This window comes from Acinetobacter sp. YH12105, from assembly GCF_013419095.1.
GTDB classification, from domain to species: Bacteria; Pseudomonadota; Gammaproteobacteria; order Pseudomonadales; family Moraxellaceae; genus Acinetobacter; species Acinetobacter pseudolwoffii.
This window is the reverse complement of record NZ_VPAU01000014.1, coordinates 57,948-72,728: the sequence shown is the minus strand read 5'-3', so window position 1 is coordinate 72,728 and position 14,781 is coordinate 57,948. Positions and strand designations below refer to the sequence as shown.

The 14,781-nt window shown below is 43.6% G+C and carries 14 protein-coding genes and 1 other RNA gene; 10 read left to right on the top strand and 5 right to left on the bottom strand.

Annotated features, from left to right (window positions below):
• Positions 1–24: 24 nt before the first annotated feature.
• Together lon and FTU44_RS11025 are read right to left on the bottom strand one after the other, a co-directional pair.
• The gene (gene lon, locus FTU44_RS11030) at positions 25–2,451 is read right to left on the bottom strand and encodes an endopeptidase La (RefSeq protein ID WP_100328791.1); all 2,427 of its coding nucleotides are present in this window, start codon (positions 2,449–2,451) and stop codon (positions 25–27) included.
• A gap of 146 nt (positions 2,452–2,597) precedes the next feature.
• Positions 2,598–3,179 (bottom strand): 5-formyltetrahydrofolate cyclo-ligase, encoded by a 582-nt coding sequence (locus tag FTU44_RS11025; protein WP_005171883.1) that lies wholly within the window; start codon positions 3,177–3,179, stop codon positions 2,598–2,600.
• Positions 3,180–3,598: 419 nt separating this feature from the next.
• Here FTU44_RS11025 and FTU44_RS11020 point away from each other — a divergent pair, with 419 nt between their 5' ends.
• From FTU44_RS11020 to FTU44_RS11010, 3 genes are all read left to right on the top strand, one after another.
• Positions 3,599–4,081: a VOC family protein gene (locus FTU44_RS11020; RefSeq protein WP_180050724.1), complete on the top strand. Its 483-nt coding sequence runs from the start codon at positions 3,599–3,601 to the stop codon at positions 4,079–4,081.
• 499 nt (positions 4,082–4,580) lie between these two features.
• On the top strand, positions 4,581–5,858 hold the full coding sequence (locus FTU44_RS11015; RefSeq protein ID WP_257226483.1) for a sorbosone dehydrogenase family protein: 1,278 nt from the start codon (positions 4,581–4,583) through the stop codon (positions 5,856–5,858).
• 309 nt (positions 5,859–6,167) lie between these two features.
• Positions 6,168–6,329, top strand: coding sequence for a YqaE/Pmp3 family membrane protein (locus tag FTU44_RS11010; RefSeq protein WP_005096350.1), 162 nt, complete (start codon positions 6,168–6,170; stop codon positions 6,327–6,329).
• Positions 6,330–6,518: 189 nt separating this feature from the next.
• Here FTU44_RS11010 and ssrS read toward each other — a convergent pair.
• From ssrS to FTU44_RS10995, 3 genes are all read right to left on the bottom strand, one after another.
• Positions 6,519–6,699: non-coding RNA, 6S RNA (ssrS, locus tag FTU44_RS11005), on the bottom strand.
• A gap of 97 nt (positions 6,700–6,796) precedes the next feature.
• Positions 6,797–7,084 carry a cell division protein ZapA gene (locus tag FTU44_RS11000; protein WP_180050708.1) on the bottom strand — a complete coding sequence of 96 codons (288 nt, stop codon included), beginning with the start codon at positions 7,082–7,084 and terminating at the stop codon, positions 6,797–6,799.
• Positions 7,081–7,638 (bottom strand): hypothetical protein, encoded by a 558-nt coding sequence (locus FTU44_RS10995; RefSeq protein ID WP_100328787.1) that lies wholly within the window; start codon positions 7,636–7,638, stop codon positions 7,081–7,083. Before FTU44_RS10995 ends, FTU44_RS11000 begins: the two co-directional genes overlap by 4 nt.
• Positions 7,639–7,702: 64 nt before the next feature.
• Here FTU44_RS10995 and FTU44_RS10990 point away from each other — a divergent pair, with 64 nt between their 5' ends.
• The 7 genes from FTU44_RS10990 (at position 7,703) to FTU44_RS10960 (ending at position 14,714) form a co-directional block, all read left to right on the top strand.
• Positions 7,703–8,335 (top strand): UPF0149 family protein, encoded by a 633-nt coding sequence (locus tag FTU44_RS10990; protein ID WP_005096352.1) that lies wholly within the window; start codon positions 7,703–7,705, stop codon positions 8,333–8,335.
• 128 nt (positions 8,336–8,463) lie between these two features.
• Positions 8,464–9,798 carry a Xaa-Pro aminopeptidase gene (gene pepP / locus FTU44_RS10985; protein WP_005096353.1) on the top strand — a complete coding sequence of 445 codons (1,335 nt, stop codon included), beginning with the start codon at positions 8,464–8,466 and terminating at the stop codon, positions 9,796–9,798.
• A gap of 292 nt (positions 9,799–10,090) precedes the next feature.
• Entirely contained in the window at positions 10,091–10,330 is a 240-nt protein-coding gene (locus FTU44_RS10980; RefSeq protein WP_180050707.1) for a DUF378 domain-containing protein, read from the top strand.
• Between the two features lie 478 nt (positions 10,331–10,808).
• A complete protein-coding gene (gene yddG / locus FTU44_RS10975) occupies positions 10,809–11,714 on the top strand; it encodes an aromatic amino acid DMT transporter YddG (protein ID WP_180050706.1) in 906 nt (301 codons plus the stop codon).
• Positions 11,715–11,831: 117 nt separating this feature from the next.
• Positions 11,832–13,040, top strand: coding sequence for a 2-octaprenyl-6-methoxyphenyl hydroxylase (gene ubiH, locus FTU44_RS10970; protein ID WP_005096358.1), 1,209 nt, complete (start codon positions 11,832–11,834; stop codon positions 13,038–13,040).
• On the top strand, positions 13,037–14,284 hold the full coding sequence (locus FTU44_RS10965) for an FAD-dependent monooxygenase (RefSeq protein ID WP_180050704.1): 1,248 nt from the start codon (positions 13,037–13,039) through the stop codon (positions 14,282–14,284). Before ubiH ends, FTU44_RS10965 begins: the two co-directional genes overlap by 4 nt.
• Before the next feature lie 175 nt (positions 14,285–14,459).
• Entirely contained in the window at positions 14,460–14,714 is a 255-nt protein-coding gene (locus tag FTU44_RS10960; protein ID WP_180039471.1) for a hypothetical protein, read from the top strand.
• Positions 14,715–14,781 lie beyond the last annotated feature (67 nt).

Genomic DNA, 14,781 nt, shown 5'->3' with positions numbered 1-14,781 from the left:
AGGGTTTTGGCAAATCAGCTCATCTTAATGACGGGCTGCTTTCGCTTCTTCTTTGGTTTTTACAATCGGGGCTTTCACCAAGGCTTTTGGCAAAGAGATGAGGGCCAGCGGTAAAATCTCATCAATCGATTTCACGGCTTTAATCTCTAAACCATCTTTTACATTTTCAGGAATTTCCGCCAAATCACGTACGTTTTCCTGTGGAATGAAGACCAGCTTGATGCCACCACGATGGGCTGCAAGAAGTTTCTCTTTCAAACCGCCAATACGTAATGCACGACCACCCAGACTGGTTTCACCTGTCATCGCGATATCCGGACGAATCGGAATCCCGGTAAATGCAGATACCAATGCAGTGGTCAATGCCAAACCTGCGGATGGACCATCTTTCGGTGTCGCACCTTCCGGTAAATGCACGTGCACATCGGTTTCTTCAAAGCGGGACGCTTCGATGCCAAGCTCATCTGCACGGGTACGTACCACAGTCATGGCAGCGGTAATTGATTCTTTCATGACATCGCCAAGAGAACCGGTGGTAATGAACTTGCCTTTACCTGGAACGGCTGCAACCTCAATGGTCAGCAATTCGCCACCCACCGAAGTCCAGGCCAGACCATTGACACGGCCGATTTGTGCTTCTTCTTCCGCCATACCATAGTCAAATTTATGTGCGCCCAAGTAATCTGGAAGATTGCCTGCTGTCACTTCAATCTGAAGGTTTTTGGCTTTTTTGCTCACCGCTTCTTTGACCACTTTACGTGCAATTTTGGATACTTCACGCTCAAGGCTACGTACACCGGCTTCACGGGTATAACGGCGCACGATGTCACGAATCGCTTCTTCATGCACAGTTAACTCTTTAGCACGCAGGCCATTATTTTTAATGGCTTTTGGTACCAGATAACGATCTGCAATATTGACTTTTTCTTCTTCGGTATAACCCGGAAGACGAATCACTTCCATACGATCCAGCAAGGCTTCAGGAATGTTCATGCTGTTTGCGGTACAGATAAACATTACTTCAGACAGATCCAGATCTAGATCCAGGTAGTGATCACTGAACTTGTTGTTCTGTGATGGATCGAGGACTTCGAGCATCGCAGACGCCGGATCACCACGGTAATCTTGCGCCATCTTGTCGATTTCATCGAGCAAGAACAACGGGTTTTTCACCCCAACTTTAGTCAATGACTGCACGATTTTACCTGGCATCGCACCGATATAGGTACGACGATGACCACGAATCTCGGCTTCGTCACGTACACCACCCAGCGCCATACGTACAAATTCACGACCAGTTGCTTTGGCAATCGACTCACCCAGTGAGGTTTTACCAACACCCGGAGGGCCGACTAAACACAGAATCGGGCCACGCAATTTTTTCACACGCGACTGAACCGCAAGATATTCCACAATACGATCTTTGACATCGTCCAGACCATAGTGGTCTGCATCCAGAATTTCCTGTGCTTTGTTCAGGTTAATGCTGACTTTGCTGGCTTTATTCCACGGTGTATCCAGAATCACTTCCAGATAGTTGCGAACAACTGCTGCTTCACTTGAGGCAGGCTGCATCGCTTTGAGTTTACGGAATTCGTTTTCAGCTTTCTTGCGTACATGCTCAGGCAGATCTGCTTCAGCAAGACGTTTTTCAATTTCAGCGACATCATCTTCCGCGCCGCCGTTCATGTCGGAAAGCTCGCGCTGAATGACTTTCATTTTTTCATTCAGGAAGTATTCGCGCTGGTTCTTTTCCATCTGACGTTTAACAGAGTCATGCAGGGTTTGCTCAATCTGCTGTTCTTCAGATTGTTGCAATAGATAAGTCATCAGCTCAGTTAAATGCGCTTCGAATTCATCATGTTCCAGGAATTTTTGTTTGACATCAATATTCAATGGAACACGGGTCGCCACGAAGAATAATAACTGTAACAGGTCTTCAATTTTGTTGGCTGCGGTGATCAGTTCACGCGCATTACGAAGTTTCGCTTCTGCATATTGAGCAAAAAGCGCACGTAATTCTTGCAAGCGCACGGCTTGAGTGTCTTCATCCACCGTAACGGTCATTGGGCTGAGTTCATGTTCTGCTGTCAGATACTCATTTTCGTCAATGATGGTTTTCAGTTTGGCACGGTGCAGTCCTTCAATCAGGACTTTGATACAGTTTTCATCATTTTCGTGATTCACAACTTGCACAATCTTCGCGACAGTACCGTATTGATATAAATTGTCGTGATCAATTTCTTCTGTAAGCGAATCTTTTTGCGCAACTACAAATACTAGATTGTCACTGTTACGAGCCACATCAACTGCATTGATCGATTTTTCACGACCGACAAACAGCGCAATTTGCATATGCGGATAAACCACCACATCACGCAGCGCCAAAAGGGGTAGTACACTTGGAACCTGAGGCTCTAAGGTTTCTTGATTCATAATAATTTCAGACATGAGCACTCCTAATGAGTGACAACGGTGTTGCCATGTTTTAATAGTGATGGGTAATTTAAAAAATACAAGGGGCGTTAAGATTAAATTGTATGAAAAATGACTAATTATGTGATTTTAAAGTAGTTCACAACAGGGAAATTGAGAAATTAGCGTTTGAAAGCTAAAAAAACTGTCGGGGTAATAAGAGCATCCAAGGGTTGGTCCCATTTTTCCCGTTTTAAGGACTGGCTAAGCAGTTGAAAGTCATGCGCCAGTCCCAGACGGAATGGAAGCCCGGGCGCAGAAGCCAGGGTTCGATCATAAAAACCGCCACCCATCCCAATGCGTGTCCCTGAATGATCACAGGCCAGCAGCGGCATGATCAATAAATCCAGCTTAGAAACATGAGTACCACGTGTCGTCATGGGCTCCCGCATTCCCAGCCGATGATAGGCAAAGCGCTTGTTGCGATATTGATGCTGGCTGATTCGGATCCAGACCAGCTGTTGATTCATGTCGCAAATCGCAGGCAGATAGACCTGTTTGCCCAGTTTAAAGCAGCGTTCAATAATGGTGTGGGTATGAATCTCACCAAAAGCATGCAGATAAATGCCGATGTGCTTGGCATGAATAAATTGCGGGCTACGTATAAGGCGATTTAAAACTTTTTGTGCAGCTTGCCTTTGCTCAAATTTAGAAAGATGACGACGTGTTTTACGCAGGTATCTTCTTAATTCTTGAATGGTCATAGGGCAAAAGCAGATCTGACAAAAGTGTGCTCTAGTCTAAGTGGGAATTCGGGAAAAGTAAAAAATAATTGTGATCTTGATTCTCATATGACGAGGTAGCAACTTGGTTAAGTTCAGCAAATTTTATAATGAATCTCATCTCTAAAAACTTGATTAAAATTGGTCAATTAAAGGCATTGAATTATTGGCTGCTTAAAATGTCATAATTTTTTTATTTTCTGTGAAGCATGCGTTTTTAAGTCATCATTTTGATGATCATGAAACAGATTTTGATTAATAAAGGTACAAATCTAAAATCGATTTTTTGTGTTTTTGAGTGAATTATAGATAAGGGATCAGATCTCTGATTAATCCAATAGATCTAACACATTGTGCCTAGGCAGAGCGCGTAAGACCTAAATCAATGGAGATTGAACATGATGAATATTGCGAAGAACACCATCTGCCTCTGGTATGATAACGACGCTGAAGCTGCTGCACGATTTTATGCCGAGACATTTCCTGACTCCTCAATTGGCGCGATCAACCTTGCACCCGGAGACTATCCTTCTGGAAAAGAAGGCGATGTCATCACCGTTGACTTTAGGGTGCTGGGTATTAGCTGCATTGGACTAAATGGTGGCCCGGCATTCCAGCATAACGAAGCATTCTCATTTCAGGTGGCAACTGAAGATCAGGAAGAAACCGACCGATACTGGAATGCAATTGTTGGCAATGGCGGTCAGGAAGGCGAGTGTGGCTGGTGTAAAGACAAGTGGGGCATTTCCTGGCAGATTACACCAATTGTGCTTATTCAGGCAGTGACCAGTTCTGACCGTGCCGCCGCCAAACGCGCCTTTGATGCAATGATGACCATGAAGAAAATTGACATCTCCGCGATTGAAGCGGCATTTCGTGGTTGAGAGCCACGGATCTTATCTTTCATTCCAGTGGATCTGGCTGTGTAGCACAATCTTACCCAGCTGTTTGGAGGACTTCCCTTAATTGTTTTTTGAAGTATTTCAGACGAATATCCGACTCTCTTATTCATAGATTCTCTAGGTTTAGGATCATTCAGGTCTAATCTGCACGTAGAAGCTCATCAAAAGATGGGCTTTTCTTTTGAACAGTATCTGAAACCTTAAAACAGAGCTTTGCTTGGATGAACTACAACAATCCCTGAATCGAATGGCTGATCAGAATTCTTTTAGCTCTTGTGCATCATGCTGCTACGACAAAAAAACAAATCTACTTCAAAATTGATAACCAATTCATAACCAGAAAAAACATCAAGCCACTAGTGGCATCTCCAATTGTTTTTTAAAGTAATTCGATGACGATAAAAAATAACAAGAGATAAAAATGCCTATTCAGCCGGTTCACTTTTTTTTGCCTGGTGCAGGCTTGGCACTTCTGCTGGCGATGACGGCTTGTACTATGCCATCCAAGTCGCCAATTGCTGACAGTTATGGTTCCCAGCCACAGTCACCCAAACCAAAATCCAGCTTGCTGCCTACAGTCAATATTGCACCTGCCAAAGGTTGGCCTGAGGGTAAAATGCCCACTCCCGCTACAGGTTTAAAAGTTCAGGCATTTGCCAAAGGGTTGCAGCATCCGCGCTGGCTCTATGTATTGCCAAATGGTGATGTGCTGGTGGCCGAAACCGATGCACCACCTAAGCCTGATGATAGCAAAGGAATTAAAGGCAAAATCATGAAATGGGTAATGCAGCGAGCCGGCTCATCGCATCCGAGTGCTAACCGCATTAGTCTGCTTCGTGACAATAATGGTGATGGAGTCGCTGAACAAAAAACTGTATTTTTACAGAATCTCAACTCTCCATTTGGCATGGTACTGGTCGGCAATATGTTGTATGTGGCCAATACTGATGCCCTGATGCGCTTTCCTTATCAAGCAGGTGCTACTCAAATTACTGCAACCGGCACCAAAGTACTGGATTTACCGGCGGGTCGTTTAAACCATCACTGGACCAAAAATGTCATTGCCAATCCTACGGGCAGCAAACTCTATATTACGGTAGGTTCCAACAGTAACGTAGCTGAAAATGGCTTGGATCAAGAAGAAGGTCGGGCACTGATCATGGAATTTGACCTGACCAATACTCAAGCACGACCTTTTGCAACCGGACTTCGTAATCCGAATGGTATGGACTGGCAACCACAGAGTGGCAAACTCTGGACGGTAGTCAATGAGCGTGATGAGCTCGGCAATGATCTGGTTCCAGATTATCTCACCTCGGTTAAAGACGGTGCTTTTTATGGCTGGCCCTATAGTTATTATGGCCAACATGTAGATACACGGGTCAAGCCGCAAAACCCTGCACGGGTGGCACGGGCAATTCCACCAGACTATGCTTTGGGTAATCATACAGCATCATTGGGCTTAAGTTTTTATACAGCAGATCTAATGCCTCATTATCGAAATGGTGCACTGATTGGCCAGCATGGCTCATGGAACCGCAAACCGCATAGTGGCTATAAAGTGATTTTTGTTCCCTTTCAAAATGGCCAGCCTTTCGGTCAGCCTCAAGATGTCTTAACCGGATTTTTAAGCGAGCAGGGCAAAGCATTTGGGCGCCCTGTTGGTGTAACCGTAGATTCTGCAGGCGCTATTTTAGTGGCTGATGATGTCGGTGACGTGATTTGGCGGGTATCACCCTTGAATACGGCTGCCAAGTAGCAATCAGTTTTCACCTAAACAGCCCAAAGATGAGGGGTTTCAGTCGAGTGAAAAGCTGCTGGGCAGCGCGAGTGAAAGCAAGGTCTTTTTCATAAAAACGTCAAGACGATAACTGAAAATATAAGTTCGCCAAGCTGATTTAAAATAATTTTTAAGCTGCATTTAAGCTAACTGAATTAGGCTTTTGAGATGTTTTTTAGAATGATACAGCATGCATATTTTTTTTGATAACACTAAAAAGAGCGAACACAGAGTCCAGTAAAAACTGGATATTAAAATTGCAAACACGAACACAAGAGGGTATTTACAATGAAGTTGATGATTGCCTTTATTTTCCCCTGGTCCTTATTTATGACCATTCACAAACCGGTTGAAGCAACAATATGTCTCATGCTGCAGATTTCAATTTTAGGCTGGATTCCTGCCGCAATCTGGGCCATGTTTATTTTAGATCGAGATCAAATAACTTGAAAATTCAATGTGTATTTAAAAGAAAGTTAAAGCGATTTTCTTGTTAAGCATTTTATAGGCCTACCAGATAATGGTATGAATAAAATGAACTTTGAGAAATGACCGAGATAAATACTGAAATATAAAACTGAGAGAAAGTTTAGAAAGGATTTTAAGAGAATTATAAGTATATTTTAAGCAAAAAATTAAAGTACTCCGAAGATGCCGCTGCATGTCGTTACCCTGAACCCGATGAGTTCAAGGTGGACGCGACGCATACTTGCTGGGTTTCCTGCACGAAGGCAGGCATACACTCTAAATATGCAGAACGCATCCGGAGATATAAGTATCGGCAGGGATATAGACCCGCTGGCGAACACCTCAGAGATAAGTTAATTATAAACGATAATGTCGGTGTGGCAACTCTATGCTGTTCATGAACTGTAAACAGTTCAGCCAAATGGCCGAAGTTTAAACAGAATATGAGATTATTCTGTTAGTTCCTCAACTTCTTCTAAAATGGTTTGTAACAAACGCTCGCAATGCGCATATTGTTGCAGTGATCTGTTCATGTTCAAGACTTCCTGCATCAGCTCAAGTGCCACCATGATAATCAGCTTGCTGGGTTCCATGCGTGGTGCTTTACGACGAAATTCATCGTATTTATCATTCAATAACTGTGCCGCGCACTCTAATTCTTCCTGCTTGTCAGGAGTAGAGGCCAGACGGAAACTATGCCCCAATACTCTGAGATCAATTGCAATTTGTTCACTCATGATGAGGCTTCCTCAGTCACTTCAGTCGGATGGGCCAGTTGTTGGATTTCTTGTGCATGATGATCCTGCGCAGTACCGAGAATTGCCAGACGTTGAATAATCGCCTCAACTTTGGCTTTGGCATTTTCATTTTTCTGGGTTAAACGCTCAGATTCCTGATTGAGGCGCTGAATTTCCTGTTGGGCATGACGCTGCTCGATCAGCATCTTTTCCTTCAAAACCCGCAGTTCATTTCGTTCAGCCAGAATTTCCTGAAAACGGTTTTTCAGATCGGTACAGCTTTTTTCCAGACGGCCATAACGGTCTGCCAGTGCAGTTGCATCATTATTGAGCAGTTGAAACTGGGCACGAGAATCTGTCAGCTGTTCGGTCAGGTGTTCATTTTCTTGTTGTTTTTGCGCAATCACGCTGTTCTTTTGTTCAATTTGCTGTTGATGTTGCACCATGGAAGAGTCTTGCTCTTCGCGCAAACTGGAATTCTCACTTTCAAGCCGTGCGAGTCGCGTTTTTAACACGCCAATCTGCACTTGTAGACGCTGTAATTCTTCTAACATATCGAGGTCGCACAGTGTTGCAAACAGAGGTAATATATAAGCAGTATAGAGATTGGATAAACGAATGCAAGACGATATTTCAGGTTGGACCGAATGGCACCGCAATTTTTCTTCAATTGAGGAAATTTCTAGCCCGAGTGAACTGCATGGTTTGCTGACCGGGATTGTTTGTGTCACCCAGGCACCGAGCAGTGAAGAATGGTTACAGATTTTAGAAACACTGGATGTGCCTGAACTGGATGCCGAAGCATTAGAACTGTTGACTGGCGAAGCTGAAGATGTTTTCCATGCATTGTCTGAAGATGAACTGGATTATTTACCTTTGCTTCCAGATGATGAGCATGTGCTCTCAGAACGTGTGCAGGCATTGGCGGACTGGTGCGCAGGCGTGGTGTTAGGTTTTGGTCTGGCTTCTGGTCATATTCGTCAGGACGAAGTAGAACTGATTGAACATTTACAAGATGTAGCCGCGGTTGAGTTTGAAGACTCAGACGATGATGCCGAAGGTGAAGAAAGCTATCAGGAATTGTATGAATTTGTGCGCCTGATTCCAGTGAGCCTGTCTTTGGGACGTAAGAAAGTGGAGGTTGAGGAAACGCCACTCTTGCAGCAATTGACACAAAAAGTGCAGCCTCAGGTTTCTGCTACAGAGGCGCAAAGCGTGGTCGAAATTTTCTCGCCTAAACGTCCAAGCTAACTAAATAGTTAGCTATGTCATCACACTGCTTGAAATCAGGCATATATTTTGCTGTTTCATTAGAATATATGTTCTGTTTTCAAGAGAATATTTCAATAAAAGCATGAATTGACAAGAAGTAAGGTGTAATGAAGAAATTAACACAAGCTGATTTTCAGGAACGTCGCAGTATTCTCGCAGGGGAAATTGGTTTACGCAGTATTGCGATTATCGCGACCAGTCCGGTGGCGATGCGTAACCGTGATGCAGATTATAAATACCGTGCAGACAGTAGTTTCTTCTATTTAACCGGATTTTCAGAACCTGAAGCTGTGGCTGTGATTGAAACCTTTGACACTGAAGAAGAAGGCTATAGCTATAGTTTATTCTGCCGGGAACGTAACCGGGAAATGGAAATCTGGAATGGCTATCGTGCAGGGATTGATGGGGCGATGCAGGATTATGATGCAGATGAAGCCTATCCGATTGATCTGCTAGATGAAGGAATTCTGGAAAAATTACAAAATAAAGACCAATTATTTTATCGCATTGGCCACAACGCGGATTTTGATGCACGTGTAGCGAAATGGATTGCGACTGCAAGTGGTGAAAGCCGGCGTGGTACGTCTGCACCTGCTCAAGTGATTCAGCTGGATCGTATTATTGACGAAATGCGTCTGCATAAAGATGACAATGAAATTGAACTGATGCAAATTGCTTCAGATATTTCGGCAGATGCACATACTCAAGCGATGCGAGCAGTACGTCCGGGCATGATGGAATATGCACTCGAAGCCGAGCTGAATTATATTTTCGGCAAGAATGGCGGTGTTCCGGCCTATAACAGTATTGTCGGTGGCGGTGAAAATGCCTGCATCCTGCACTACGTAGAAAATGATAAAGCGCTGAAAGATGGTGATTTGGTGTTGATTGATGCCGCGGCTGAATATCAGCTTTATGCTTCAGATATTACCCGTACCTTTCCAGTGAATGGTAAATTCAGTCCGGAACAGAAAGCCTTGTATAACGTGGTACTGGATGCCCAAATCGCTGCGATCAATGCCGTGCAAATTGGCAACTCCTATAAAGAACCGCACAATGTTGCTGTGCGCATCCTGGTGCAAGGTCTGCTTGATCTTGGCTTGATGCAAGGTGATATCGACGACATTATAGAAAAAGAAGCTTTCCGCCAGTTCTACATGCATGGCACGGGTCACTGGCTTGGTATGGATGTGCATGATGTTGGCGCGTATAAGGTCGATGGTGAATGGCGTCCGTATGAAGAAGGCATGGTGGTCACCGTTGAGCCGGGTGTATATATTGCACCTGATGATGAAACTGTGGATGCAAAATGGCGTGGCATTGGCATCCGGATTGAAGATGATGTCGTGGCCACTGCAAATGGCCCGTTGGTGTTAACCGCGAAAGTCGTGAAAACGGTAGAAGACATTGAAGCATTAATGGCGAAAGCACAGGCTGCTTAATTTTAGAGACATGAAAAGCCGATCCTTAGATCGGCTTTTTTTATGACTGCTCTAATAGATTTGAAGCCAGATCTTTTGAGAGATTGCGCAACGATAGTAAAAAAGATTTCAATTACATTTATCACGAACAAGTCAAATAAAACTCACCCAGTTAAAATTTGCAGCTTAAAAATTGACAGGAATTCAACACAGAAAATCGGTTTTTAGCATCAAAGCTACATATTAAATGCGCTTTGCTTCTCATACTTTCTCTGATCCTTAAATAAACTTAAAGAACAGCAGGAGAAGACTTATGAGACTAAATACGATTGACTGGATTGCTTACGCTTTAACAATTATTGGTGGCATCAATTGGGGTTTAATTGGTGCATTCGACTTTAATTTGGTTGCTGCAATCTTTGGTGATATGACTGCGCTTTCTCGAATTGTTTATATACTGGTTGGTTTGTCGGCATTGTACCTGATCTATACCGGTACGAAATTAGGAAAAACAGTGCATCACACTGAGCCGCATAGCCGAGTGGTGCGTTAATACGCCAACGATTAATCTATATGACTTACATCCCTACAAGGTTGATTTTAAATAATTAAAATTCGGCTTGAGTGGATGGAATAGTTATCAATAAAACGGAGCTGAGGCTCCGTTTTTATTATGGTGATTTGAGCTAGATGACTGGCTGACAGAGACGGCATTTTGGGTGTTTGGATAGCCATAAAATAGCGGAGTTATGAGGAAAAAACGTCCATAAACAAATGATTTTTTTACCTCCAAGCTGTAGATCTTAGTTCTCCTTAAAAGCTAAGCGACGATTTAAAAAAATAAATGTTGTGCCAATTTTAGTCATACAAAACTATAAATTTAGCTGAAAGTTACAGTTCTTATCTAAAATTTAAGTCTGCATTATTTACTATCATTCTGATTCATTGCATGATCTGAATGAGTCGAAAAATTAATCTTTAAAACTACAAAAGCATATATCTGAATATCTTTGATTCTGAGTAAATAGCCCATGCTCTTAAACGCTCTACCGGTATTTAATCGAAATGTCGCGACTTTAATTGGTCTTTCTGCGGTCATCTTCTGGAGTACGAATGTTGGCTTAATTCGTAGTGTCAGTGAGAGTTTTGGAGCGGTCGCAGGTGCTGCCCTGATTTACAGTGTGGCATCCATTATTTTATTTTTTACCATCGGTCTACCCAAGCTTTCTACTATTCCAAAGCCTTATTTATGGTGGGGAAGTCTTTTATTTGTTGCTTATGAATTATGTTTTGCCCTTTCTATTGGTTATGCTCAAAATAGTCGGCAAGCCATTGAAGTAGGGATGATTAATTATCTATGGCCGATTTTTACCTTATTATTTGCAATCATTTTTAACAACGTTAAAGCCAATCTCTTAATTCTTCCTGGTTGCCTATTGGCCTTGGTTGGAATTTGTTGGGTTTTAGGCGGAGATACCGGCTTTGATCTCTTACAAATATGGAGCAATTTGAAAGCTAATCCTCCTAGTTATGGTTTAGCTTTTGCTGCAGCGGTTTTGTGGGCTGCATATTGTTCCGTGACCGTAAAAACTTCTCAAGGTAAAAACTTGGTCACGATATTCTTTGCCCTTGCTGCGGTTGTGCTCTGGATCAAATATTTCCTGATGAATGGAGCAGCGCTTAATTTTACTTATGATAATACCGTCACTTTGATTATGGCATCCGGAGCTTTAGGTTTGGGATATGGTGCCTGGAATATTGGAATTATTTCTGGAAACATGACATTAATGGCGGGTGCTTCCTATTTTACTCCGGTGTTATCTGCTTTATTTGCAGCATTATTGCTGAGTACGTCTTTGTCTTTTGGTTTTTGGCAGGGTGTGGCAATGGTTACGGCTGGAGCAATTCTGTGCTGGTTGGCCACCCGGAAACAATAAACATCAGAGGCGAGACACGCTATTTCATTATAAAAAAGAATTTTTTTGAGCTAATATAAAATCCATCATGATTATAAGTATCTATTGACTTAGATACGACATTGAAAGGATTACAGCATGCAACAAGAAGTCATCATTGTCGGTGGTGGTATGGTGGGCTTAAGCCTCGCACTGATGTTGGCGAAAACCAATATTGCAGTCAAACTTTTGGAAGCCATCAAATATCCAGATTATGATGATGAACATCTTGCCCCGTATCATTCCAGTTTTGATGCGCGTAACAGTGCCTTGTCGCGCCGTAGTGTACAGATCTATCAGGAACTCGGCCTTTGGGATGCACTACAGCAACATGCCACACCAATTCTGGAAGTCAATATTACCGAACAAGGCAGCTTTGGTAAGGCATGCCTAAAAGCAGAACAGGAAAAAGTCGAAAGTTTCGGTCAGGTGATTGAAAATGCCTGGCTCGGCCGTGTGCTGCTGACCCAAGTGAAACAACAGCCGCTGATTGAACTGATTGATGGTGTACAAGTCACATCGCTGACCCAAGATGCCGATTGTGCTTATATTCAGGCGCAGCGTGGTGAATCTGAGCTGACTTTACAATCTAAACTGGTCATTGCCGCAGACGGTCGTGATTCTTTCTGCCGTAAAGCATTGGGCATTGGTACTTCAGAACACGATTATAATCAGGTCGCGATCGTGACTACAGTACAAACCTCGAAGCCCCATGGTCATGTCGGTTTTGAGCGTTTCAGTCATTTAGGCCCTTTGGCGTTATTGCCATTGCCGGGTGAATATCGCCGTTCCGTTGTCTGGCCGGTAAAAAAAGGCACAGAAGGTGAATGGTTGGGCGATGAAAATGATCAGCATTTTCTTGATGCCTTGCAGGACACTTATGGTGATCGTGCCGGAAAATTCCAGAAAACCGGTCGCCGTTTTAGCTTCCCACTCTCTCAAGTCCTGGCAGAAAAACAGGCCGTTGGCCGTGTGGTATTGATGGGCAATGCTGCCCATACCATCCATCCTGTCGCCGGACAGGGCTTTAACCTGTGTATGCGCGATGCTTATGTGCTTAATCGCTATTTGGCAGAGCAGCTTGAGCAGGGTGCTGATTTAGGCAATGCAGCCATGCTACAGGACTACGAAAAATCACGCCTGAAAGATCAGCAGCGGGTCATTAAATTCTGTGATTCAGTGGTACGCGGTTTTAGTAACCAGAATCCATTCCTCAAACTGATGCGTAACACAGGCTTAATCTGCTTTGAAAATATTCCAGGCATTAAACCTTTGGTTGCGAATTATGCCATGGGATTAAAAGCATGAGCTTAAATCAAAATAACGAAATCTTGGATGTGGTCATTATTGGCGGTGGACTGGTTGGTGGACTGACTGCACTTCTGCTGGCGCAAGGTGGTGTGCAGCCTACAGTTTTAGACGCTGCCCCAATTTTAGACGCAGATAAGACATTAGATGTGGCAAATCCACGTGTTTTGGCACTGAGTCAGGCAACCATTCATCTATTAAAAATAGTCGGCGTATGGAACAAACTGGCACGTCAGCAGCCTTATACCGGTATGCAGGTCTGGAATAAAAATGGCTATGGTGACATTAATTTCGGCCAGCCTTCAGAAAAAACACCCTCAGTAGAACAGGCCTTAGGCTCGATGGTAGAGCCGAGTATCCTGAATCTGGCTATTCAGCAAAAGATGCTTGACGATGTACAGGATTACCGTACCGAAGTTAAAGTCAGCCGGGTAGAACGCGGAGTCGGTGTCTGGATCATTCATCTGGCCGATGGCACACAGCTTAAAACCAAACTGGTGATTGGTGCAGATGGTGCCAACTCCTTTGTCCGTGAGCAAGCTTTCATTGATATTGATGTGCTGGATTACCAACAGGCCGGGATCAGCTGTGCGATTCAAACTGCACAGCCCCATCAGCATATGGCGCGCCAGATTTTTCTGGAAACCGGCCCTCTGGCTTTTTTACCGATGGCCAGCTTAAAAAAAGAAGAGCAGGGACATTGGCAATCCATCGTCTGGACTTTGCCGGATGATTATGCTGAAGAATATGCAGGATTGTCAGATGCTGACTTTACACAGCTATTGACCCGTGAAAGTCATCATATGCTCGGTGAGGTCGTACAAGCTACACCACGTGCGACTTTTCCATTAAAAGCCCGCGCAGCCCAACACTATGTTCAAGATGGTCTGGCTTTGATTGGTGATGCTGCCCATGTGATTCATCCGCTGGCAGGTCAAGGGGTGAATATTGGCTGTCTGGATGCTGCCGTGCTCTGTGATGTATTGCTGCATGATCAGTCACGTGGTGTTTGGGCACACGAGCAAAGCCTGAAGCGTTATGAGCATCATCGTAAAGGACAAAACGATGCCATGATGCACAGCATGTCTGCGATTGGCTGGATGGAAACGACTTTATTTTTCCCGATGGTTTGGGCACGTAATTTCGGTCTGAAACAGGTGGAAAATCAGCCAATGTTAAAAGATGCATTTATGGCACAGGCCAATGGTCTGAGTTTACTTAAAGACACACGCTATGCAGCTTAGCGTTGAAATGTAAATTTTTTAAACAAACATCCATAAAGAGTAACGATTTTGTTTAAAAAAAATACGATTTTTTAATATTTGGTACTAGGCGAATGCCACATAGATTGCTAAATTTCACTTAATTCGACACCTAGCTTTAAATACAAAGCGAGCGCTCATTTTGGGGGAGATGCAAATGACAGACATGAATGATTATGACGACGACGTTGAAGATTCAATCGTTGACGATGATGAAGCAAAAGCAGCTGAAAAAGGCGCAACAGAGAGTACAGAGGTCGTCAATGATACCGATCTTGCAGAAGCTGAAACTTTGACCGTGACTGCAAAGTTAAAGAAGCGTCAGGCACTTGAAGACGAAATTGCGGCTTTTCTCGCAAGTGGCGGCCGTATCGTTGAAGTACCGGCAGATGAGTCAGTAGCTAAAGAATAAGTCATTCCTTGACTTGGCTTTATAAAAAAAACACCACATCAGTTGTGGTGTTTTTTTTGCAAAAATA

Excerpts from the sequence above, each read along its gene's own strand:
- lon (WP_100328791.1), bottom strand. The coding sequence starts at position 2,451 with ATGTCTGAAATTATTATGAATCAAGAAACCTTAGAGCCTCAGGTTCCA.
- FTU44_RS11025 (WP_005171883.1), bottom strand. The coding sequence starts at position 3,179 with ATGACCATTCAAGAATTAAGAAGATACCTGCGTAAAACACGTCGTCAT.
- FTU44_RS11020 (WP_180050724.1), top strand. The coding sequence starts at position 3,599 with ATGAATATTGCGAAGAACACCATCTGCCTCTGGTATGATAACGACGCT.
- FTU44_RS11015 (WP_257226483.1), top strand. The coding sequence starts at position 4,581 with ATGACGGCTTGTACTATGCCATCCAAGTCGCCAATTGCTGACAGTTAT.
- FTU44_RS11010 (WP_005096350.1), top strand. The coding sequence starts at position 6,168 with ATGAAGTTGATGATTGCCTTTATTTTCCCCTGGTCCTTATTTATGACC.
- FTU44_RS11000 (WP_180050708.1), bottom strand. The coding sequence starts at position 7,084 with ATGAGTGAACAAATTGCAATTGATCTCAGAGTATTGGGGCATAGTTTC.
- FTU44_RS10995 (WP_100328787.1), bottom strand. The coding sequence starts at position 7,638 with ATGTTAGAAGAATTACAGCGTCTACAAGTGCAGATTGGCGTGTTAAAA.
- FTU44_RS10990 (WP_005096352.1), top strand. The coding sequence starts at position 7,703 with ATGCAAGACGATATTTCAGGTTGGACCGAATGGCACCGCAATTTTTCT.
- pepP (WP_005096353.1), top strand. The coding sequence starts at position 8,464 with ATGAAGAAATTAACACAAGCTGATTTTCAGGAACGTCGCAGTATTCTC.
- FTU44_RS10980 (WP_180050707.1), top strand. The coding sequence starts at position 10,091 with ATGAGACTAAATACGATTGACTGGATTGCTTACGCTTTAACAATTATT.
- yddG (WP_180050706.1), top strand. The coding sequence starts at position 10,809 with ATGCTCTTAAACGCTCTACCGGTATTTAATCGAAATGTCGCGACTTTA.
- ubiH (WP_005096358.1), top strand. The coding sequence starts at position 11,832 with ATGCAACAAGAAGTCATCATTGTCGGTGGTGGTATGGTGGGCTTAAGC.
- FTU44_RS10965 (WP_180050704.1), top strand. The coding sequence starts at position 13,037 with ATGAGCTTAAATCAAAATAACGAAATCTTGGATGTGGTCATTATTGGC.
- FTU44_RS10960 (WP_180039471.1), top strand. The coding sequence starts at position 14,460 with ATGACAGACATGAATGATTATGACGACGACGTTGAAGATTCAATCGTT.